19 protein-coding genes are annotated in these 20579 nt (G+C 59.5%); 9 read left to right on the forward strand and 10 right to left on the reverse strand.

The annotated features are described in order from the left end of the window. Positions 1 to 19: 19 nt before the first annotated feature. The 4 genes from pdxA to lptG are packed head-to-tail and all read right to left on the reverse strand — an operon-like array spanning position 20 to position 5491. Complete coding sequence (pdxA, locus tag AC2TEL_RS13005; RefSeq protein WP_480904336.1) at positions 20 to 985, reverse strand: 4-hydroxythreonine-4-phosphate dehydrogenase PdxA; 966 nt, start codon at positions 983 to 985, stop codon at positions 20 to 22. Beyond that, the gene (locus AC2TEL_RS13010) at positions 982 to 2235 is read right to left on the reverse strand and encodes a peptidylprolyl isomerase (protein ID WP_480904339.1); all 1254 of its coding nucleotides are present in this window, start codon (positions 2233 to 2235) and stop codon (positions 982 to 984) included. Before AC2TEL_RS13010 ends, pdxA begins: the two co-directional genes overlap by 4 nt. Continuing rightward, positions 2226 to 4391 (reverse strand): LPS-assembly protein LptD, encoded by a 2166-nt coding sequence (locus AC2TEL_RS13015; RefSeq protein WP_480904341.1) that lies wholly within the window; start codon positions 4389 to 4391, stop codon positions 2226 to 2228. The genes AC2TEL_RS13010 and AC2TEL_RS13015 overlap by 10 nt, the downstream gene beginning before the upstream one ends. Beyond that, complete coding sequence (gene lptG, locus AC2TEL_RS13020) at positions 4391 to 5491, reverse strand: LPS export ABC transporter permease LptG (RefSeq protein WP_480904633.1); 1101 nt, start codon at positions 5489 to 5491, stop codon at positions 4391 to 4393. Before lptG ends, AC2TEL_RS13015 begins: the two co-directional genes overlap by 1 nt. Positions 5492 to 5710: 219 nt before the next feature. Here lptG and AC2TEL_RS13025 point away from each other — a divergent pair, with 219 nt between their 5' ends. From AC2TEL_RS13025 to AC2TEL_RS13035, 3 genes are read left to right on the forward strand one after another with little or no spacing between them, the layout of a single operon-like run. Next, entirely contained in the window at positions 5711 to 7177 is a 1467-nt protein-coding gene (locus tag AC2TEL_RS13025) for a leucyl aminopeptidase (protein WP_480904344.1), read from the forward strand. A gap of 4 nt (positions 7178 to 7181) precedes the next feature. Then, positions 7182 to 7640 (forward strand): DNA polymerase III subunit chi, encoded by a 459-nt coding sequence (locus tag AC2TEL_RS13030; RefSeq protein ID WP_480840139.1) that lies wholly within the window; start codon positions 7182 to 7184, stop codon positions 7638 to 7640. A gap of 30 nt (positions 7641 to 7670) precedes the next feature. Further along, complete coding sequence (locus AC2TEL_RS13035) at positions 7671 to 8717, forward strand: aldo/keto reductase (RefSeq protein ID WP_480840137.1); 1047 nt, start codon at positions 7671 to 7673, stop codon at positions 8715 to 8717. Positions 8718 to 8783: 66 nt separating this feature from the next. On the opposite strand, the gene AC2TEL_RS13040 is transcribed toward AC2TEL_RS13035, so the two are convergent. Further along, entirely contained in the window at positions 8784 to 9770 is a 987-nt protein-coding gene (locus AC2TEL_RS13040) for a GlxA family transcriptional regulator (protein ID WP_480840135.1), read from the reverse strand. A 133-nt stretch (positions 9771 to 9903) separates the two neighbouring features. Between AC2TEL_RS13040 and bcoG the strand changes: the two genes are divergently transcribed. From bcoG to AC2TEL_RS13055, 3 genes are all read left to right on the forward strand, one after another. Continuing rightward, the gene (gene bcoG / locus AC2TEL_RS13045) at positions 9904 to 10821 is read left to right on the forward strand and encodes a 3-dehydrocarnitine:acetyl-CoA trimethylamine transferase BcoG (RefSeq protein WP_480904346.1); all 918 of its coding nucleotides are present in this window, start codon (positions 9904 to 9906) and stop codon (positions 10819 to 10821) included. Between the two features lie 87 nt (positions 10822 to 10908). Continuing rightward, a complete protein-coding gene (locus AC2TEL_RS13050; RefSeq protein WP_480840131.1) occupies positions 10909 to 12372 on the forward strand; it encodes a carnitine 3-dehydrogenase in 1464 nt (487 codons plus the stop codon). Beyond that, complete coding sequence (locus AC2TEL_RS13055; protein WP_480904349.1) at positions 12369 to 13130, forward strand: SDR family oxidoreductase; 762 nt, start codon at positions 12369 to 12371, stop codon at positions 13128 to 13130. The genes AC2TEL_RS13050 and AC2TEL_RS13055 overlap by 4 nt, the downstream gene beginning before the upstream one ends. Before the next feature lie 15 nt (positions 13131 to 13145). On the opposite strand, the gene AC2TEL_RS13060 is transcribed toward AC2TEL_RS13055, so the two are convergent. Next, positions 13146 to 13328: a hypothetical protein gene (locus tag AC2TEL_RS13060; RefSeq protein WP_480840128.1), complete on the reverse strand. Its 183-nt coding sequence runs from the start codon at positions 13326 to 13328 to the stop codon at positions 13146 to 13148. A 78-nt stretch (positions 13329 to 13406) separates the two neighbouring features. Next, the gene (locus AC2TEL_RS13065) at positions 13407 to 14285 is read right to left on the reverse strand and encodes a helix-turn-helix domain-containing protein (RefSeq protein ID WP_480840126.1); all 879 of its coding nucleotides are present in this window, start codon (positions 14283 to 14285) and stop codon (positions 13407 to 13409) included. A gap of 107 nt (positions 14286 to 14392) precedes the next feature. Here AC2TEL_RS13065 and AC2TEL_RS13070 point away from each other — a divergent pair, with 107 nt between their 5' ends. Genes AC2TEL_RS13070 through AC2TEL_RS13080 form a run of 3 tightly spaced genes read left to right on the forward strand, consistent with a single transcriptional unit; the run spans position 14393 to position 16412 of the window. Continuing rightward, positions 14393 to 14596, forward strand: a complete 204-nt coding sequence (locus AC2TEL_RS13070) for a DUF2061 domain-containing protein (protein WP_480840125.1) — start codon at positions 14393 to 14395, stop codon at positions 14594 to 14596. After that, positions 14589 to 15491, forward strand: coding sequence for a fatty acid desaturase (locus AC2TEL_RS13075; RefSeq protein WP_480840123.1), 903 nt, complete (start codon positions 14589 to 14591; stop codon positions 15489 to 15491). The genes AC2TEL_RS13070 and AC2TEL_RS13075 overlap by 8 nt, the downstream gene beginning before the upstream one ends. 21 nt (positions 15492 to 15512) lie before the next feature. Beyond that, a complete protein-coding gene (locus tag AC2TEL_RS13080) occupies positions 15513 to 16412 on the forward strand; it encodes an EamA family transporter (protein WP_480840121.1) in 900 nt (299 codons plus the stop codon). On the opposite strand, the gene AC2TEL_RS13085 is transcribed toward AC2TEL_RS13080, so the two are convergent. From AC2TEL_RS13085 to AC2TEL_RS13095, 3 genes are all read right to left on the reverse strand, one after another. Further along, the gene (locus AC2TEL_RS13085) at positions 16409 to 17770 is read right to left on the reverse strand and encodes a DEAD/DEAH box helicase (protein ID WP_480904352.1); all 1362 of its coding nucleotides are present in this window, start codon (positions 17768 to 17770) and stop codon (positions 16409 to 16411) included. The genes AC2TEL_RS13080 and AC2TEL_RS13085 overlap by 4 nt on opposite strands. 183 nt (positions 17771 to 17953) lie before the next feature. Further along, the gene (locus AC2TEL_RS13090) at positions 17954 to 18895 is read right to left on the reverse strand and encodes a glycosyltransferase family 2 protein (protein ID WP_480904355.1); all 942 of its coding nucleotides are present in this window, start codon (positions 18893 to 18895) and stop codon (positions 17954 to 17956) included. 40 nt (positions 18896 to 18935) lie between these two features. After that, positions 18936 to 20540, reverse strand: a complete 1605-nt coding sequence (locus AC2TEL_RS13095) for a peptide chain release factor 3 (RefSeq protein ID WP_480904357.1) — start codon at positions 20538 to 20540, stop codon at positions 18936 to 18938. Positions 20541 to 20579: the final 39 nt, after the last annotated feature.

Consider the following 20579-nt stretch of genomic DNA (forward strand, 5'->3'; position numbering starts at 1 on the left):
TTTTCGGCCAGGTGAAGCATCAGCCGCTTTGGGCCATGCGCTGCGCCAGTTTCAGGGCTTCGATCAGGCTGGTTGGGTTGGCGACATTCTGACCGGCAATATCCAGTGCGGTTCCGTGGTCGGGTGAGGTGCGAATGAAGGGCAGGCCCAGCGTCACATTCACGCCCCGGTCAAAATCCAGTGTCTTGATCGGGATCAGCGCCTGATCGTGGTACATCGCAATCGCTGAATCATAACGGGCGCGAGCGGCAGCGTGGAACAGCGTGTCGGCCGGGTGCGGGCCGGTGACCGTATAACCGCTGGGGTTGAGGTCAGCCAGCAGTGGCGCGATCCAGTCCAGCTCCTCGGTTCCCATTTTGCCGCCTTCACCGGCATGCGGGTTGAGGCCTGCGACGGCGATGCGCGGCTGTGCTATTCCAAATTGGGCGCGCAGTCCGTGGGCGGTGATCTCAATGGTTTCCCGCAACAGTTCCGGCGTCAGTGTCGTTGCGACTTCGCACAGTGGTATATGGATCGTGGCGGGCACCACGCGCAACTGGTCGCTGGCCAGCATCATGACCACCCGGTTGCGTTCGGCCAGGGCCGCCAGAAACTCGGTATGGCCGGGATAGGCGAAGCTGGCGCCGTCAATCAGTGCCTTTTTGTGGATGGGCGCGGTACAGAGTGCCGAGGCAGCGCCGGATTTCACCATCTGCACGCCTTGTTCGATGGCTGCAATGACCGACGGTGCATTGGCGGGGTCTGGGTGCCCGGGAACATTGGAGGCAGGGAAATCCCTATGCAAAACCGGCAAGGCAGAAGTGCTGGCAGCCCGCGCCTGAGAGATGTCCGCCAATTCGGCCACGGGGGTTCCCTTGGGCAGATGCGAGGCGTCACCGATATAGACGAAAGGACAAGTGTCGCGCAGCGCGTCCCAGGCCTTGGCCGCGATTTCGGGTCCTATGCCGGCCGGTTCACCGCAACTGAGCGCAATGGGGGCGGTCATTGCTCGATAATGACGGCGTCTGCCCTCAGCTGCTCCAGCAGGCTTTCAGCGAAGGCTTGCAGACGTTGCTGCGTCAGGGCGTTTGCAACATCCACGCGGGACGTATCTTCACCCAGATCGCGCGTGCGGTTGCACATCATCAGGAACACAAGCGTCTGCCCGTTGTTGCGCGTCAGAGTGGTGGAGACCTCATTCGGGTCGAGCTTTGCCAGCTCCAGCGCGATGTCGCGCGGAATCTCTGAGGGCGCGGCTGAGACACGGTCCAGCACCTCGGGCGGCTGATCTTTGGCAATACCGTAGAGGTCGTCACAGGTATCGATTTCTTCTTTCAGCCGGGCTGCTGTCGCCAGCGTTTCGGCGCTGCGGCCTCCGGGCAAGTAGTAGACCGCGTAGTCAATCTTGGAGTATTGGGGCGCACCGGTCGAGACCTCACGAATTCCGCGCATCTGGAACAATGCCACGGCGTTGGGCAAGGTTATTGGCTCGGTGATCTCGCCATTCTTCAGACCCAGAATAACTGGTTGCAGTGCGGGAGGCAGGTTTGTGATTGGCAGCCAATCGAGGCGCCCGCCATTCTCGCGGGTAACAGCGCCCGAGTATTGCGTTGCTGCTGCTGAAAACGCCTCCTGGCCTTCTACCTGTGAAATCTCCTGCGCCAGGGCATCGGCTTGCGCGAGGGTTTGCGGAGTGACAGGAATGATGAGCTCGGATAGCAGAACTTGCAGCCCGCCGCCGCCACCCTGTCCCATGGCGCGGTCAATCTCTTCTTCGGTCGGTCGTGCCTGCGAGATAAAACGTGCCGAGACGTAATCCCGCCACGACATCTGATCGGCAACGAAATCACGAACGGTTTCAGGGTCGATTCCCGCCTCGCCGAGTATCTGAAGAAATTGATCGGTACTCAGTTGTCCGCGCGCGGCAAATTCATCGATTCCGGTCTGAACGTCTTCGGGTGCGGCCTGAATACCGGCTTCGCGCATGGCCTGTTTGCGCAGACGATCGTCAATCAGGGCCTGCCGAACCTCTGCTTCCGAGCTGCCGGGAACACCGAGGATCTCAAGAAACTGTTGCCGTTGCTGTAGTTCGTACCAGGTGACGATGTCCTGATTGACCCGAATGGCCGGAGAAAACAGGCTTTGCGCGCCGGCATGTGGCGGCGCCCCGACGATCAAAGCGGCGGCCAGTGCCGGGAGGGCCGGTTTGCACCAGACAGAACGGAGTAATTTGGTGAATCCTGAGATCAGCTGCATGTTTTCTTGTACTTCTTACCACCGCTTTCGACGGAATACCCTGTCAGGGCAACGGTAAAGCCGATTTCCGTCGAAGGCTCAATACTTGATGTCGAGGTAAAGCGCCGCCTTACGGACATGTTAACCTGGACGCATTCGTTACTGTACGTCACACCGACGCCGAACCGGATGGGTTCGGATTCGGCCAGATCATAGCGTGCGAAGGCGCTTGTCAGCCAGTTCTGATCGATGCGGTGACGCCCGGTCAACCAGAGTTCCGAGATTTTGTCGCCGGGGCTGATTGCCGGATCAGGCTCTTGCCAGACATAGCTGCCAGTCAGCAGGGTTGCATCTTTCGACCAGGCCGTTCGGATTTCGGCCGAGCTAAAGCTGAGATCGTCGTCCAGCAGCCCACGCGCCGCCAGAGACAGGCCCTTGCCATTGTCCAGCTGACCGGCCAGCAAGATGTCGGACGCGGTGCCCTGCAATCCGGATGTCAGCGTGAAATCGGGGTCGGCGGTTGTGCGGAACACTTGACCGATCGTTGCCCGCGCGCGCCATCCAGATGTGTCAAATCGCGACCAGTTCAGGCCAAATACCGCGGTCGTCCCGTCTTCGCGGCGATCTTCGGCGGGAAAGCGCGACAGGGACAGAAGGTTGCCCTGGTCGAACTCCTGAAATGTACTCTCGTCGTTCGGGACATCCGTGTCCGACACGTGGGTCCAGCCGACCTGCGCGATCGGTTCCAGAATTTGCGTCGCGCCTGATTGTTCGCGACGCAACATGGGGTAGCGCAAAGTCAACGCGGCGCGCGGCGTCGAGCGGGTGATGCTGTTCGGATAGGTGCTGTCGTTCGTGATGTCGAACGTATCGACCGAGGCTCCGATCTGCGCATCAGCCCTGATGCCCGTGGCAAAGGTCCAACTGCGTAGCCATTCGGCATCAAATGTCGCCCGTGCAACATCGCGGCCGATGATGTCCTGATCGCTGGTGCGTTCGTGGGCGTGACCGATAAAGGCCAGCTGAACTTCGCCACCCAGCCCGCTGGGAAAAAAGCGTTTTCGATAGTTCAGGTCGAATACGCGCGATGGGATTTCGTCCTGCTGTTCACTGTCGCGCAGCGTTTTGTAGTGGATAAACCCGGTTTTGAAAGCCGTATCGCGCTTGATCCGCTCCAACGCGATTTCGCTGCGCAACCGATCATAGTCGGGCAATCCGTAATCGGCGAGATATGCATCGTCCGAGGCGGTCTGGATGTTGAAGGTCAGTCGGTAATCGTTCTTCAGGTTGAACCAACCGTTGGCAAAGAAATAACCCCGGTCCTGATCCAGTTGCAGGTCGTCGCGTGTAAAAGCGCCTTCGAACTCGATGCGACCATACTTGAAGGCCTGGCGATAGCGGTAGCCCAGGGTCCGGGTGTTCGGCGACACATACGGCGTCAGGGTCAGGTCTTTGTGATCGCCCAGTTTGATGAAATACGGAACCTGTACTCCGGTGCCCAATTGCGACGTTGTGCGAATGGAAGGCACCAGGAACCCGGTCGCCCGCTCTAGCGTTGGATCGGGCAGGCGAAGGGCAGGAAAATAGAAAACCGGCACATCACGGATGAGAAACTGCGCGCCTTCGAAATACAGTTGGCGCTCAAGTTGATCATGGGTCACTTTGCGCGCCCGTATCTGCCAAAGCGGCGGCCTTCCATTTGCGCATACATGGCACGAGGTGGCCGCAACCTTGCTGAATTGCGTATAACGCCCCGCCGCACGGTTGGCCTGCACCGAGGCGACCTGAACCTGCTGGTCAAACACCATTCGCGCACCGGTCAGCAGGCCGTTCTGAATGCCGCTGTCCAACTGGGCGGTATCGGCCAGCAGGGTGGTTCGGCCGCCCTGATCAATGCGTATTGGCCCGGTCAGCGTCAATTCTCCGGTTTCCCGGTCATATACGACCTTGCTGGCCGTCAGTTTGACGTCACCCTGAAAGGCTTCGACATTGCCTTCGGCCACAAGTTCGCGGTCGGGCGTGATGAAGATACGGTCAGCCACCAGCAGTGCGGGTTCGTCCTGTTGCGTTGCCGATTGATCCGGATTTGCGCCACCCGCCGCGGATTGGGCCGCTGCCGCCGCCGGAAGCGAAAGGATCAAAGTGGTGGACAGGAGAAGTGAAAGGATTGGCCGCATCAGCCATCCTCCGCATGCAGCAAGAGGCCCAGAGACAGAAGAACTGCCGCAAAGGGCGGGGCCCAGGCTGATACGAAGATTGGCAACTGGCCGTTTTCACCAAGGATTTGCGCGAAATTGCGGACGAAGTAGATTGCAAAGCCCAACAGAACTGCGGACAGAACGGCGATACTGGTCCCGCCAAACCGCACGTGGCGCATGGTAAAAGCAGCGCCGATCAGCACCATCGAGACAAGAAAGAAGGGACGCGCCAGCTGCACCTGTAGCCAAACCTCATATTGTTTTGTGGAAAAACCCGCCTCTCGCAGATCTCGGATCAACTGCGGCAGGTCATAGACTGACACGGAATCCTGCTGGCCCAAGGTGTCGAGAATCCGGTTGCGCGTCAGCGTCGTGGGCAGGTTCAGGACTTCGTGGGTTATTGCATTCGTTTCAGGGTTCAGGTCGTTCTGCAAAGTCCAGACCTTGGCCTGACGCAGGGCCCAGTGACCGTTTTCCAACTGAGCGTGGTCCGCAAGGATTTGCTCGATCGGTTTGCCGTCTGGCGAAAACGTAGTGATCGTTACGTCGCGCAAGCCGAACTTGTCTCCGTTCAGCGTGCCCAGGGCATGTATGACCGACTGCCCTGAAGCCGAACCCTGACGCAGCCACAATCCTTCGCGGCTGATGGACAGGGTTGAAATGCCGTTGTTGCGATAGCTGTCTGAAAGGCGCTGATATTCTTCGGACGTGGCGGCGGCAAAAGGGTTGAGCAAGCCCACGGCCAACGCTCCAATCAACAGCGCCAATGTGACCGGAGCGACCAGGGCACGGATGCCGGACCGGCCAATGGCACGCGTGACCACCAGCTCCGAACTTCGGGCCAGGCCGACAAACAGCGCGATCGTCGACAGGATCATCAAAAGGGGCAGAATCTCGCTGATGGCTGCCGGCGTATTCAGCAGCGTCAATTGCAACAACTGCCCGAACGACAGATTCGCTTCTTCAAAGCGGCGGGCCTGCTCAATCAGGTCGATCAGCATCATCAACGTCAGAAAAATAGCGCCGATCACGACAAAGCTTTGAATGAAACGGCGGGCGAAATAGCGGTCGAGGATCACGCAGGCACCCTCGGTATACGGTGGTGATCGGGATTCACCCGAACCGTGCCCCGGCATGCTGGCCTTTGCTTGCCGAACTTTGTCACTTCACTGCCCCCTGGTACCCGTCGGTTATTTTCGGGCGACCATAGTGTAATTGCGGTGCGGGGAAAACTGCTATCTGGTCAACTGCGGCGGCGCGGGCTAGGTCTTGTGCAAAGTTTTTTCCAGGAGAACCTCATGAGCAGTCTCGTCCCCGTCCGTTTTCAACCGTTTGACCTTGACCTGATGGCGCAAGCCGAAGGGCGTGTGGTCATCGTCGTTACCGAAGACGGCAAAATGGGGCCCGCGGTGCGCCGGGCCAATCGCTTGACGCGTGGTGCCGTGGCACGGCTGATCGAGAGTGAAAGGTTCGAAAAGGTCAAGACGGGCGAGGTTATCTCGCTTGCCTGGCCGGGCGGTATGGCGGCCGAAGCGCTGGATGTGCTGGTACTGCCCCGTCGTCCCGATCAGGATGATGCTCGAAAGGGCGGGGCGAAGCTTGGCAAGCTGGCTGCGGGCAAATCTGTACTGGTGATGGCCGGAAATCAGAACCGAACTGAGGATCTGATCTTGGGGATGGTTCTGCGCAGCTATGATTTTGACGTGCACAAGACCAAGGAATCGGACCCGACGGGCGAGATTACCGTCTGTCACAACAAGCCGGACGAGGCGGAAGCGGCCTTTGCGCCGCTCTATGCCGTTGCCGACGGCGTGCGCATCACGCGCGACCTGACCAATGAGCCCGCCAACGTGCTGACCACGACCGAGTTTGCCAACCGCCTGTCCGAGATGCAGGAACTGGGGCTCGCGGTTGAAGTCCTGGAAGAAGACAAGCTCGCCGAATTGGGCATGCGGACGCTTCTGAGCGTCGGGCAGGGCTCGGACAGCCCCTCAAAGGTTGTGGTGATGCAGTGGAACGGTGGCGACAAGGACGACGCGCCATTGGCGCTGGTCGGTAAGGGCGTGGTGTTCGATACCGGTGGTATCTCGCTGAAACCGGCAGCGGGCATGGAAGACATGACCATGGACATGGGCGGCGCTGGCGTCGTTGCGGGTACCATGCGCGCGCTGGCCATGCGCAAGGCCAAGGCGAATGTCGTGGGCCTGGTTGGGTTGGTCGAGAACATGCCATCGGGCAATGCCTCGCGCCCCGGAGATGTGGTCAAGTCGATGAAAGGTGACACGGTCGAGATCATCAACACCGATGCCGAGGGCCGTTTGGTTCTGTGTGATGTGATGTGGTACGCGCAGGAACGCTTCAAACCGGTAGGGATGATCGACCTGGCGACCCTGACGGGCGCGATCATCATCGGTCTGGGGCATGAGAACGCCGGTGTGTTTTCGAACAATGACACGTTCTGCGGTGCCTTCCTGAAATCGGCCAAGGCCGAGGATGAGGGCGCGTGGCGCCTGCCTTTGGGTAAGGCGTATGATGAGCTGCTGAAATCGCGGATCGCGGATATGAAAAATGTGGGCGGACGGCCTGCGGGCTCGATTACTGCGGCACAGTTCCTTCAGCGATTTGTCAAAGAGGAAACGCCTTGGATTCACCTGGATATCGCAGGCGTTGCCTCGGTGTCGTCGGAAACCTCATATGCGCCCAAGGGGGCGACTGGCTGGGGCGTGCGCGCGCTCAGCCGGTTCGTGCAGGACAATTTCGAGTAGGCACATGGGCGCCGTCTATTTCTACCACCTGACCCGTCAGCCGCTGGAGCACACCTTGCCGGTGCTGTTGGGCAAGGCGCAGCAGGCCGGGTGGCGGATTGCCGTGCGGGGCACAGATCCCGCACGGATGGACTGGCTGGACGAAAAGCTGTGGCTTGGGTCCGACGACGGGTTTCTGCCTCACGGTCGCGCCGGTGGCCCGCACGATGCGGCGCAGCCCATTTTATTGACGACCGACGCGCACGCCGCCAACGATCCGTCTTGTGTCATGGCCGTTGATGGGGCGTCTGTCGAACCGGATGAAGTTACCGCGCTGGAGCGGGTGTGCATTCTGTTTGACGGAAACGATCAGATGGCCGTTCAGCACGCGCGCGGTCAGTGGAAGGCACTGACCTCTGCCGGGTGCTCAGCGCAGTATTGGTCCGAGGAATCAGGGCGGTGGGAGAAAAAGGCCGAAGCCTGACCGGTCGCAACTTTTTCAGGAGATGATTTTATGACAAAAAAGCCATTGGGCCGCACCGGTATTTTGGTGTCGGATATGTGCCTTGGGACAATGACTTTCGGAACCCAGACCTCTGAAGTCGAAGCGCATCGACAGATGGACATGGCGCTTGCGGCAGGGATCAATTTTGTCGACGCGGCGGAAATGTATCCGGTGAATCCGGTCTCGAAAGAGACGATTGGGCGCACCGAAGAGATTCTGGGAAACTGGAACGCCGCCAACCCGTCGCGCCGCAGCGATTACGTGCTGGCCACCAAACATTCCGGCGAGGGATTTGTACACGCCCGTGGCGGAGCGCCGATTTCCAGAGAAACGATCCCCGAAGCGATCGAAGGCTCGCTGCGCCGTTTGCAGACGGATTGCATCGACCTCTATCAGTTTCACTGGCCCAATCGCGGAAGCTATATGTTTCGGAAGAATTGGGAGTATGCGCCGACGGGAGGAAACAAGGACGAGGTTCTGGCCGAGATGCAAGGCTGTCTTGAGGCCCTGCAGGCGCAGGTCGACAAGGGCAACATCCGCGCATTCGGCCTGTCTAATGAAAGCGCGTGGGGGACGGCGCAATGGCTGCGACTGTCGGAGGAGACGGGCGGGCCGCGGGTAGCGTCGATCCAGAACGAATACTCCCTTTTGTGCCGCCTGTTCGATACGGATCTGGCCGAGCTGTGCTTGTTCGAGGATGTCGGTCTGCTGGCATTCTCCCCGCTGGCCGCCGGGTTTCTGACCGGGAAATATCAGGGCGGAGCTGTCCCCGAAGGTTCACGGATGTCGCTGGTGCCGCAGATGGGCGGGCGCAAGACGGCGCGGGTATTCGACGCGGTGGCGGCCTATCTGGAGGTGGCCGACCGCCACGTGCTGGACCCCGTGCATATGTCGCTGGCCTGGTGTCGCAGCCGACGCTTTATGATCTCGACCATATTTGGAGCGACAAATGTGGGCCAGTTGGAGCACATTCTGGATGGATTGGATTTGGTGCTGCCGGAAGACGTTCTGGCTGAAATCAATGCGGTCCATCGGGCGTATCCGATGCCGTACTGAGGGAAGGGGGCTCTGCCCCCGTCGCCTTTGGCGACTCCCCCGGGATATTTTTGGCCAGATGAAGCTTTAGTGATGTGTAGGTTGGGTTCGGTCCTGCCTCAGGTCGCGGGCTGACAAGCCATGCGCAGTGCGAAAGGCGCGCGCAAAGCTGGATTGTGAAGCGAAGCCCGTGGCCAGCGCCACGTCCATCAGCGGCATGTCGGTGTCGGTGACCAGGCGGCGGGCCTCGGCCAGGCGCAGTTGCAGATAGTGATCCTGCGGTGTGGTGTTCAGGCGCAGGCGGAACTGTTGTTGCAGGGTGCGGGGGCTGGTGCCCAGCCGGTCTGCGATATGGGCCAGGGGCAGGGGGTCGTCCAGCGAGGTTTCCATCAGCGAATTGGCGCGTGCTGTCAGAGCGGTGTGTCGGTGCGGCGCCCCGGTGCGGCTTTGTGGTTTCGAGCGTTCGGGAGCCCCATCGTAGAGGAACAAGCCCGACACACGGGCCGCAAATCCAGCCCCATGACGGGCGGCGATGACGTGCAGCATCATCTCGATCGCTGGAATCGCGCCCCCAGAGGTCAATCGTCCATCCGAGACGGTGAAACGGTCCGGTCGCACCATCACATCGGGGAAGCGGGCGGCGAAATTGTCCAGGTCTTCCCAATGGGTCGTGGCAGCGTGCCCGTCCAGCAATCCGGCCTCGGCCAGAAGCCAGGGGCCGCCATCAATACCCGCCATGGTCGCCCCGGTTGCCGCGATGCGACGCAAGCCTGCCAGCAGGCTGGGGGTTGCGTGGCGGGCCAGTTGAAATCCGGCAATCACGATCATCAGGTCGCAGCCGTCCAGTCGGGCCAACGGAATGCCGGGAACACTGAGTGCGCTGGTCAGCATTGCGGGTTCGGACCCGGCTGTGACGTAGTCCCAATCGAAAGCGGGCCGATCCGCCAAGCGGTTGGCCGCGCGCATCGGGTCAACGGCCGATGCAAAGCTGAGCGTGTTGCATTCGTCCAGCACCAGCACAGCCGTTTTCAGGGCGCGATGTTCGGGCTGAAGTATGTTTTTTGCGGATTTCATCAAGTTCGATTCGCATCTTGGAAAGTTGTTTTCACAAGGCTGCGCCAGAGTCGGGTGAGAAAGCAAATCGGAATCCGGGGAGAAGCCTGGGGAAAACTCAGCTCGGAACCGGGTATAACTTGGGGAAAACGTCATGCCTCTGGAAATGAACCGCGAAGTCTTCATCACCTGTGCCGTCACCGGCTCGGGCGGAACACAGGATCGAAGCCCGCATGTTCCGCGCTCGCCGCAGCAAATCGCCGACAGTGCGATTGCCGCCGCCAAGGCCGGCGCGGCTGTGGTGCATTGTCACGTGCGCGATCCTGAAACCGGGGCGCCCAGCCGCAGTCTGGATCTGTATCGCGAGGTGACGGACCGTATTCGTGAGGCCGATGTCGACGTCGTGCTGAACCTGACTGCGGGCATGGGCGGGGACATCGTGTTCGGTGGTGTCGAGAGCCCGTTCCCGGTGAACGAGGCCGGGACCGACATGATCGGTGCGTCGGAACGTGTGTCGCACATTGCGGAGTGCTTGCCCGAAATCTGCACTCTGGACTGCGGCACCATGAACTTTGCCGAGGCCGACTACGTCATGACGAACACCCCCGGTGCGTTGCGGGCGATGGGGCAAATGATGACCGACATGGGTGTGAAGCCCGAGATCGAGGCATTTGACACTGGCCATCTGTGGTTTGCCAAACAGTTGGTGAAAGAAGGTATTCTGGAGCCCAACGCGCTGGTGCAGCTTTGCATGGGTGTACCGTGGGGTGCGCCGGATGATCTGAACACCTTCATGGCGATGGTGAACAATGTGCCCGACGACTGGACGTTCAGCGCGTTCTCGCTTGGCCGTAACCAGATGGCTTATGTGGCGGCCACAGTGCTGGCGGGTGGCAATGTGCGCGTGGGCCTCGAGGACAACCTGTGGCTGGATAAGGGCGTTCTGGCTGAAAACTGGCAACTGGTCGAACGTGCGGGCACGATTATCGAAAACATGGGGGCAAAGGTGATCGGGCCGCAGGAAGTGCGTGAGAAGCTGGGGCTGGTGAAACGGCCACCGGCGGCGAAGTGAAGAAGGATCAGGCTTGGGGGCCAGCCCCCAAACCCCCGGAGTATTTTGAAAAAGATGAAGAACGGCGAAATCAATGGGTCGATTAAAATGAAAACTGCAGCGATCATTGGTGGCGGGGTTATCGGTGGTGGTTGGGCCGCTCGGTTCCTGCTCAATGGCTGGAATGTGCGGGTGTTCGATCCGGATCCCGAGGCCGAGCGCAAGATTGGTGAGGTTCTGGACAACGCGCGGCGTTCGCTGCCGGGGCTGAGCGATGTGCCATTGCCACCCGAGGGGGGCTTGTCGTTCCACGACGACATGGCCGAGGTCGTACAGGGGGCCACGTGGATTCAGGAAAGCGTGCCGGAACGGTTGGATCTGAAACTTAGGGTTTACAAAAATCTGCAAGAGGCATGTGGTCCGGATGCGATCATCGGTTCTTCGACCAGCGGTTTCAAACCTTCCGAGCTGCAGGAAGGTGCGCTGCGGCCAGAGCAGATCGTGGTGACTCACCCGTTCAACCCGGTCTACCTGTTGCCGCTGATTGAGCTGGTGCCGACCGACAAGAACGCGCCGGGAACCATCGAGCGAGCCAAGGACCTGCTGACTTCAGTCGGGTTTTTCCCGCTGCACATCAAGAAAGAGATCGACGCACATATCGCGGACCGGTTCCTCGAGGCGGTCTGGCGTGAGGCGCTTTGGCTTGTGAAGGATGGCATCGCCACAACCGAGGAAATAGACGAGGCGATCCGCATGGGCTTTGGCATCCGATGGGCGCAGATGGGGCTGTTCGAAACCTATCGTGTTGCCGGTGGCGAGGCCGGAATGCGGCATTTCATGGCGCAGTTCGGTCCGGCGCTGCAATGGCCCTGGACCAAGCTGATGGATGTGCCAGAGTTCACCGACGAGCTGGTGGACATGATCGCCGATCAGTCTGATGCGCAGTCGGGGATGTATTCCATCCGCGAGCTGGAGCGTATCCGTGACAATAATCTTGTCGGCATGATGCGTGCACTCAAGGCGCAAAACTACGGCGCGGGCGCGGTGCTGAACCAGCATGACGCCGTGTTGAAATCCGCCGCGTTGCCGACGCTGGACCAGGCTGATCTGAGCCAGCCGATCCTGACAGTTTCGCGCGCGGTGCCGCTGGATTGGACCGATTACAACGGTCACATGAATGAGGCGAAATATCTTGAAGCGTTCTCGTTAGCCAATGACCGGTTCATGGAAATCATCGGCTGTGATGCGGACTATATCGCGTCGGGCGGCAGCTATTTCACGGCCGAAAACCACATCCGTTATGTGGGCGAAGCCCATGCCGGGTCGAAGATCGATATCCGCACCCAGATGATGTTGGGGCAGGGCAAGAAGCTGCACCTGTTCCACAGCATGTATGAAGGCGACACGCTGCTGGCAACCTGTGAAAGCTTCATGCTGCATGTCGGGCTTGAAACGCGGCGTCCGAGCGCTCCGTCGGCCGAGATCGAGGTTGCGATGGCACGAATCGCCGAGGCGCAGGCCGGGTTGCCCTATCCGGACGGTGCCGGGGCATCTATTCGGAAACCATCGTGAGTGGCCGGGTTTTGATCACGGCCGGCGCCTCTGGTGTCGGTCGGGCGATGGCAGACGCATTTGATACCTCAGGGGCGCAGGTCTGGGTTGCGGATATTGACAAAGCCGCCCTGGCGAAATGTCCGGCGCACTGGCAGAAATCCGAGCTGGACGTGTCGGACGAAGCCGCCGTTGCCGGAATGTTCGCCCGGATTAAAGTGGATTGGGGCGGTCTGGATGTCCTGTGCGCCAATGCGGGAGTCGCCGGGCCCACTGCATTGATTGAAGACGTGGCGCTAAGCGACTGGCGTACATGCCTTTCCGTCAATCTGGAAGGCGCGTTTTTGTGCTCGAAATACGCGGCCCCAATGATGAAGCGGCAGGGCAGCGGTGTGGTGCTGATTACGTCATCGACAGCGGGTCAGTTCGGGTATCCGAATCGCGCGCCCTATGCAGCGGCGAAATGGGGCATGGTCGGCCTTGGCAAGACCCTTGCGATGGAGCTTGGTCCTCACGGAGTGCGCTGCAACGTGATATGTCCCGGCGCCGTCGAAGGACCGCGCATGGAGGGCGTACTGCAACGCGAGGCCGCGGCCAAGGGCATGACCCGCGATCAGGTATACGAAGGATATGCCTCGGGTACGTCCATGGGCAGTTTTGTCGAAGGGCGGGACATCGCCAATATGGCCGTTTTTCTTGCGTCAGACGCCGCACGGCTGGTGTCAGGGCAAGTCATCGCGGTGGATGGCCATACCGTCAACCCTGACCCCAAAGTATAAGTGCTTGCGTTGGCGTCAGCCCTGATTGGGGCCACGAATCTGGCGTATGGCGCTACGCACCGCCTGCCAGTCCTGTGCTTCCTGAGTGTTTCCGGCGGCTTCGCATTCGCGCATTTTTTGCGCGGCTTCCGCCTCGGCCCTGTCACCATGGGCGGCATAAAGGGCACGTGCGTATTCAGCGGTCTTTAGAGCGTCCATTCCTGTCATCCTCCATCTAGATCGGAATGCCCGAAGGTTCGCGCAGAATGACTATACTACAGGAATCGTTTCCTCGCATCACGCGCTGCCGGAACTTGTGACAAGCCCCTCGCGCAGATGTCGGAGATGCGCTGGAAAACTACGAGCAGTCACGTCAGCTTCGCGCACTAAGTTATCGAATTGACGGGTAAAAACCTCGATACGATCACGGTCGCGAAATGCCATGTAGTGACTGCCTGCATAAAACACGCACATCAGAGGGCCAAAGATCGTCATCGGCGCGGAATACAGGCGCTTTGCGTCGAACAAGTAGATGCGCAGACGCGGATAGAGCTGTTCGCAAAGATCCAGCAGGTGGTCGATCTGCTCCAGCCGCACGTGCTGTGGCAGGCCGTCGTAATACCCTGTCGCTTGCGCAAAGCTGTGGATCTCGTAAAGCGGCATCGCAATTTCGTAGTCGGATTGTGCGCTTCGCATCCACATCAGCCTGTCTGCCGAAGCCCCAATTGCCTGATCCGCAGTGCGGCCAAGATGCGGGGCATACTCCCATTCCAGAACAGCGCGGGTTTTTAGCATATCAGGCAGAGTCGCCGGAACGTAGCGGATTTTGTACCCGGCGGCTTCCTGATGCCACTCGAATATCCGTTCATCCACCAGCGCGCGGGGGGCTTCGGTCATGGTAAGCGAACTGGCCAGCAGCTCGGCCGCGCTTTCCGGTCGGTTGGACAGGCTGAGCAACCAATCAGCCGACACGCCAAGGGCCGAGGCGCAACTGCCGACGACATGTGCATTCGGCAGCCGCGCGCCATCGTCGGTCAACAATTGCGACACCGTGGACCGGTCGACACCAATATTGCGGGCAAGCGCGCTCTGGCTGACGCCGCCTTCCTCCATGGCGCGGGCCAGCCGGTGGCGAAATCGGGCAGCGCGGTCGAGTTTGTCGATTTTATCATGCATGTGATGACAAATATCACATTCGATGAGTTTTGTTAATCATATTCAGAATTCCCAACATCAGCACCAACCGGTAACGCTTGAATAACAACAAAAAAATGGGGTCCGGAATGGAAACGCGACGAAGATCGGTCGTGAAAGCAATCGTTTGGAACGTGATGGGGCTGGCAACAATGACGCTTGTCGGTCTGATCGCAACAGGCTCTGCCGCAGTGGGCGGAGTCCTGGCCGTGGTGAACACCGCTATCGGCCTGTCACTTTATATCGTCTACGAGCGGATTTGGGCGGGAATTTCGTGGGGACGTCATGGCTGAACCGACAACACCCAACTCGCCCGAATGGGGTACCTTTGGCCTGATTGCCGCGTGCTATGCGGCGTGGCTTGTGATCGTGTTCTGGCTGGCCGCCTGGTCCTTATGGCTGGCGGTACCGTTCATGGGAGTAATTGCGGCGCTGCATTCGTCGCTGACGCACGAAGTTCTGCACGGGCATCCGTTCCGGGCCAAATGGCTGAATGAGGCGCTGATGGCGCTACCTCTGACATTGTTCATTCCCTACAACCGCTTTCGGGATCTGCATTTGGCCCATCATCAGGATGCCAACCTGACCGACCCCTATGACGACCCGGAATCCAACTATCTGGACCCGAAGATCTGGGATTCCTTGTCCCAATGGCAAAGGCGCCTTTTCTTCGCCAACAATACCTTGCTGGGCCGCATCGTTCTGGGCCCTGCCATTGGGCAGTTGGCCTTTATGCGGGAAGAATTGCGCGGTGCATTGCGAGGGGACCGCGCAATTCTGTTGGCGTGGGCGCTGCATTTGCCTGGGGTTGTTGCGGTATTGTGGATCGTTTCACAATCCCCGATGCCAATATGGGCGTTTGTCCTGTCCGCTTATATCGGGCTGGCAGTCATCAAGATCCGCACGTTCCTGGAACATCGCGCGCATGAAAAATCCCGTGCCAGAACGGTTATTATCGAAGACCGCGGCCCATTGGCTTTTCTGTTTCTGAATAACAACCTGCACGTCGTTCATCACATGAACCCGGCTGCTCCCTGGTATCGCCTGCCTGCGCTATACCGCACCGGAAAGGATCGCTATCTGGCCTGTAACGAGGCTTACGTCTATCGTTCATACGTGCAGATTTTCCGCGAATATTTTTTGCGGGCAAAAGACCCGGTGGCGCATCCACTCTGGCCAAAGCCCTGATTTGAGGACAGAAGGGAATCCATGAGTTTGTGGATTCCCGTCACGGTCGCCGCCGCCTCGTTTCAGACGGTGCGCTTCATGCTGCAGAAATCGCTCAGCAGTGCGAAGCTGTCGGCGGCTGGCGCCACATTCGCGCGATTTGCTTATTCCATGCCTCTGGCCCTTGTCGGGCTGGTCGCGGCCCTTTGGACCGGGCAATCGCTGCCGCCGCTGACTGCGCCATTCTGGCTTTATGTTGTTATTGGCGGTACGGCGCAGATCTTGGCAACAGTGTGCGTCGTCGCATTGTTCAAGCAGCGTAACTTTGCCGTTGGAATCACGTTCAAGAAGACCGAGGTGATCCAGACCGCAATCGTCGGGTTCGTCGTTCTGGGCGACAGTGTATCGACCGGTGCGCTCGGGGCGATCATACTTGGTTTGGTGGCAGTGCTGTTGCTGTCGAAAACGCCGGGTGGTGATGGGAAATGGTGGCGGAATCTGACCAACCGCGCATCGCAACTGGGCTTGGGCTCGGGCGTATTGTTTGCGTTTTCCGCAGTCAGCTATCGGGGTGCGTCGCTGCAATTGGGTGATCTGGAGGCGTGGTTTCGGGCACTGGTCACGCTTGCGGCTGTCGTGACGTTCCAGTTTCTCAGCATGGCTTTGTGGCTCATGTGGCGTGACCGGGACGAGTTGCGTGCGGTGTGGGACACACGCAGTACCGGCGTTTTTGTGGGGCTGACAAGCCTGGGCGGCTCGTTCTGCTGGTTTCTGGCATTCACCCTGCAGAACGCGGCCTATGTCAAAGCGTTGGGGCAGGTGGAACTGATCCTGAGCCTGCTCGCTTCGATCCTGTTTTTCCGCGAGACCATCACCCGGCGAGAGATTGCCGGGATGTCATTGCTGGGAATTTCGATTTTGGCGCTGGTGCTGACAATCTAGCCAGCACGACGTTCTTCAAAGCTGAGCGCGATAAAACTGGGCAAGTGATCGCCCATGCCGACGACCGCAGGGCCGCTTTCTTCGCGACGGCCACGCCCCTTTGGTTCCCGATCCTTTTTGGGCTCCCGGTCCTTTTTACTCTCACCCTTTTTACTGTCCGCAGATTTGGACCTTTTCTCAGGCGAGGGTTTCTCGGCCTTGGGCTCTTCCTTGACCGGGTTTTCGATGCGCGGAATCTCTTTCTGGATCAGTTTTTCGATCGCGTCCAAAGCCTTCTCATCGCGGCCCGAACAGATCGTGACAGCCTTACCTTCGCGCCCTGCACGACCCGTGCGTCCAATGCGATGCACGTAGTCCTCGGCATGGCCCGGCACGTCGAAGTTGAACACATGGCTGACCGAGGGAATATCCAGTCCGCGTGCGGCCACATCCGAGGCGACCAGCAAGCGCAGAGTTCCATCGCGGAACCCGTCCAGCGTTTTCGTCCGCCGCGATTGGTCCAGATCACCGTGAATTGCGGCGGCGTTGTAGCCGTATTTCTTCAGCGACTTGGCGCAGATGTCCACGTCCGTCTTGCGGTTGCAGAAGATGATGGCGTTGGTGCATTTGTCACCCTCGGCATCGATCAACGCGCGCAGAACCTTGCGTTTTGCACTGGCCTCGCGGTCGCGGCGCCCGCCTTTGAAGATGACGACGCCCTGTTCGATTGTCTCGGAGGCGGTGGCCTGACGGGCAACTTCGATCCGGGCAGGGGCAGAGAGGAAGGTGTCGGTTATCCGCTCGATCTCAGACGCCATTGTGGCCGAGAAGAAGAGGGTCTGGCGGGTGAAGGGCGTCAGCGAGAAGATGCGTTCGATATCGGGAATAAAACCCATATCAAGCATCCGGTCGGCTTCGTCCACGACCATGATCTGCACACCGGTCAACAGCAGCTTGCCGCGCTCGAAATGGTCCAGCAGACGGCCTGGAGTGGCGATCAGCACGTCAACGCCACGGTCGATCAGGGCGTCCTGTTCCTTGAAGCTGACACCGCCGATCAACAGCGCTTTGGTCAGTTTCACATTTTTGGCGTATGTGTCGAAATTCTCGGCCACCTGCGCGGCCAGTTCCCGCGTTGGGCACAACACCAGAGAGCGCGGCATCCGCGCGCGGGCACGTCCCCGGGCCAGCAATGTGATCATCGGCAGGGTAAAGCTGGCGGTTTTGCCGGTTCCGGTCTGGGCGATGCCCAGAACATCACGACCCTCAAGCGCCGGTGGGATGGCGCCTTCCTGGATCGGGGTCGGAGTTTCATAGCCAGCTTCCTCAATGGCTTTGAGGACCTTCGGGTTCAGGTTCAATTCGTTGAATTTTGTCATGTATGTCCGGTTTTTGCGGACACTTGACCTGGCCCGCGCGTCTGTATCATGCCGGGCCCGGATGGCCATGCGCACCATGCGCGTTTCGGCTGAACGCGGACATAACAAAAACGTAGGACAGGGTCAAATGAACTCGCGTTAACCTGAGGCACACCGCATGAAGGCGGGATTCTGTGCAACAATTCAGAGGGTTCCGGGGAAGTGTTTCGAAACTATTCGCTCCAAATCCAGTGGTCTGTAGAGGATTTGGGCGTTTTCCTGCAAACGTTGGCGCGCATCTGGGGCACCTCCGCTGATCTCATCATAAAATGCGCGCAATCCGTCCAGGCCTTCTTCGGCCTCGATCCAACTAAGTAGTTCGTGTTTGTTCAAGCCACCACGCTCACGCGGGACATTGGGGCTGAGGCCCGGTTTGTACGAGCCGTGCGCCATGCGGAACCGATAATGGACCAGCCAATGCTCCCACGTCGGAGCGTGCCTGTGGCATAGCTCGATCTCGGGGATCTCGGTGTTTGTGACCAGCGGTTGATTGTTCTGAAACAGGCTGTGAATGCGGTCGCTGATGTTTGGCAGGCCAGAGCGCACAAACAGTTTTCCGCGCGTGTGGCTGAGGAAGCCTCCGGTGAGAAAAGGGCCGAAATTCGGATAGAGCGTTTCGATCAGCGCGTGTCGGTCCGGGCCTTTGGGAATATAGGCTTTGTAGAGGTCTTCCTCACCGGCCATCGCCTCGATCGGGCGCATGCGCACTGCTGGAATGTCCAGGTCGATTGCGTGCAACAGCTCAGCGATGGGGGCTGAGGACCAAAGGAACTCATCGACATCTATGTGAGTCAGCCAATCCATATTGGTGCGGCGATAGACGTAGGTCGCGTTTGCAGATTGGCGCTGCTGATGCGTATCCGGCCTTTCGCGATTTCTGCTTTGCCAGAAGGCCTGATCGCAGACCCAAAGCGCGACCCTGGGGTGGTTCTTCAACGCGCGTTCGGCCTGAGGATTAGGCTCGTCCAGATGCAGATAGAGGCGCGAAGCATCCAGCTCCAGGTGGTAGGCAGCGAACCGAAGAATTTCCTCGGCTGGCGCGCGGATCGTGGATACTACGCCCCATGTCGGTCGATCTTGCGCCATATGCTGCCTTTGGTTTCCTTCCATTGGGCCGGAAAGCGGCTTAAGTCATCATCTCTTTCGTCGCGGTCAGGTTCAGCTCGGGGTAATCGCGGACGACGCGGTCGATGTCCCATTGCAGGCGCGTCAAATAGACGATGTCGCCGTCATGATCGTGGGCGATATGCTGTTTGTTGGCGTTGACGAATTTGTCAACCTCGGCCTTGTCACCGCTGACCCAGCGGGCGCTGGTGAATTGGGAGGCTTCGAACCGCACGGGCAAGCCATATTCCATCTCGATCCGGCTGGCGAGCACTTCGAATTGCAGGGCGCCCACGACGCCCACGATAAAGCCCGAGCCGATAGAGGGTTTGAACACTTTGGCCGCGCCTTCCTCGGCAAATTGCATCAGGGCCTTTTCCAGATGCTTTGCTTTCATCGGATCGCCCGCGCGGACGCCCTGCAGCAGTTCCGGCGCGAAGGAAGGGATGCCGGTCACGCGCAGCGCTTCGCCCTCGGTCAGGGTATCGCCGATACGCAGCTGGCCGTGGTTCGGGATGCCGATGATGTCTCCGGCCCAGGCCTCGTCGGCCAGTTCCCGGTCAGATGCGAGGAACAGAACAGGGTTCGAAATCGCCATCGGCTTTTTGGACCGCACATGCGTAAGTTTCATGCCGCGCTTGAAGTGGCCGGACGCCATACGGACAAAGGCCACCCTGTCACGGTGCTTGGGGTCCATATTGGCCTGCACCTTGAAGACAAAGCCTGCCACTTTCTTTTCGTCCGGCGCGATCTGCCGCGGCTGTGCAGACTGAACCTGCGGTTGAGGACCGTAAGCACCGATGCCCTCCATCAGTTCTTTCACGCCGAACGAGTTAATCGCCGAGCCGAACCAGATCGGGGTCATATGCCCCTCAAGCACCGCTTGCGGGTCGAGCTTGGGCAGCAGTTCGCGCGCCATCTCGACCTCTTCCAGCAGCTTGTCCAGAAGATGCGCGGGCACGTGCTCGGCCAGCTTGGGGTCGTCCAGCCCGTTGATCTCAACGCTCTCGGCCACCTTGTTTCGGTCGGCGCGGTCCATCAGTTCCAACCGGTCGCGCAGCATGTCATAGCAACCGATGAAATCCCGACCGACACCAATCGGCCAGGCTGCGGGTGTCACGTCAATGGCCAGCATTTCCTGAATTTCGTCGATGATCTCGAACGTATCGCGGCTTTCGCGGTCCATCTTGTTACAGAAGGTCAGGATCGGCAGATCGCGCAGGCGGCAAACCTCGAACAATTTCTGCGTCTGGCTTTCCACACCTTTCGCGCCGTCGATCACCATCACCGCCGCGTCCACCGCGGTCAGGGTGCGATAGGTATCCTCGGAGAAATCCGAGTGGCCGGGCGTATCCACCAGATTGAACCGGAAGTTGTCATAGTCGAACGACATCGCCGAGGCGGAAACCGAGATACCCCGATCCTTCTCCATCTGCATGAAGTCGGAACGTGTGCGCCGTGCTTCACCCTTTGCGCGCACCTGACCGGCCATCTGAATGGCACCCCCATAAAGAAGGAACTTTTCGGTCAGCGTCGTCTTGCCCGCATCCGGGTGCGAGATGATGGCGAATGTCCGGCGCCGGGCAATCTCGGGCGGCAAGGTGGGTTGGTTCGAGGTATCAAGCATGAGCGCGCGTATAGGCGGGGAATCCAGCCGAGGCAAGAC

It is taken from the genome of Ruegeria sp. HKCCD9138, assembly GCF_057220975.1.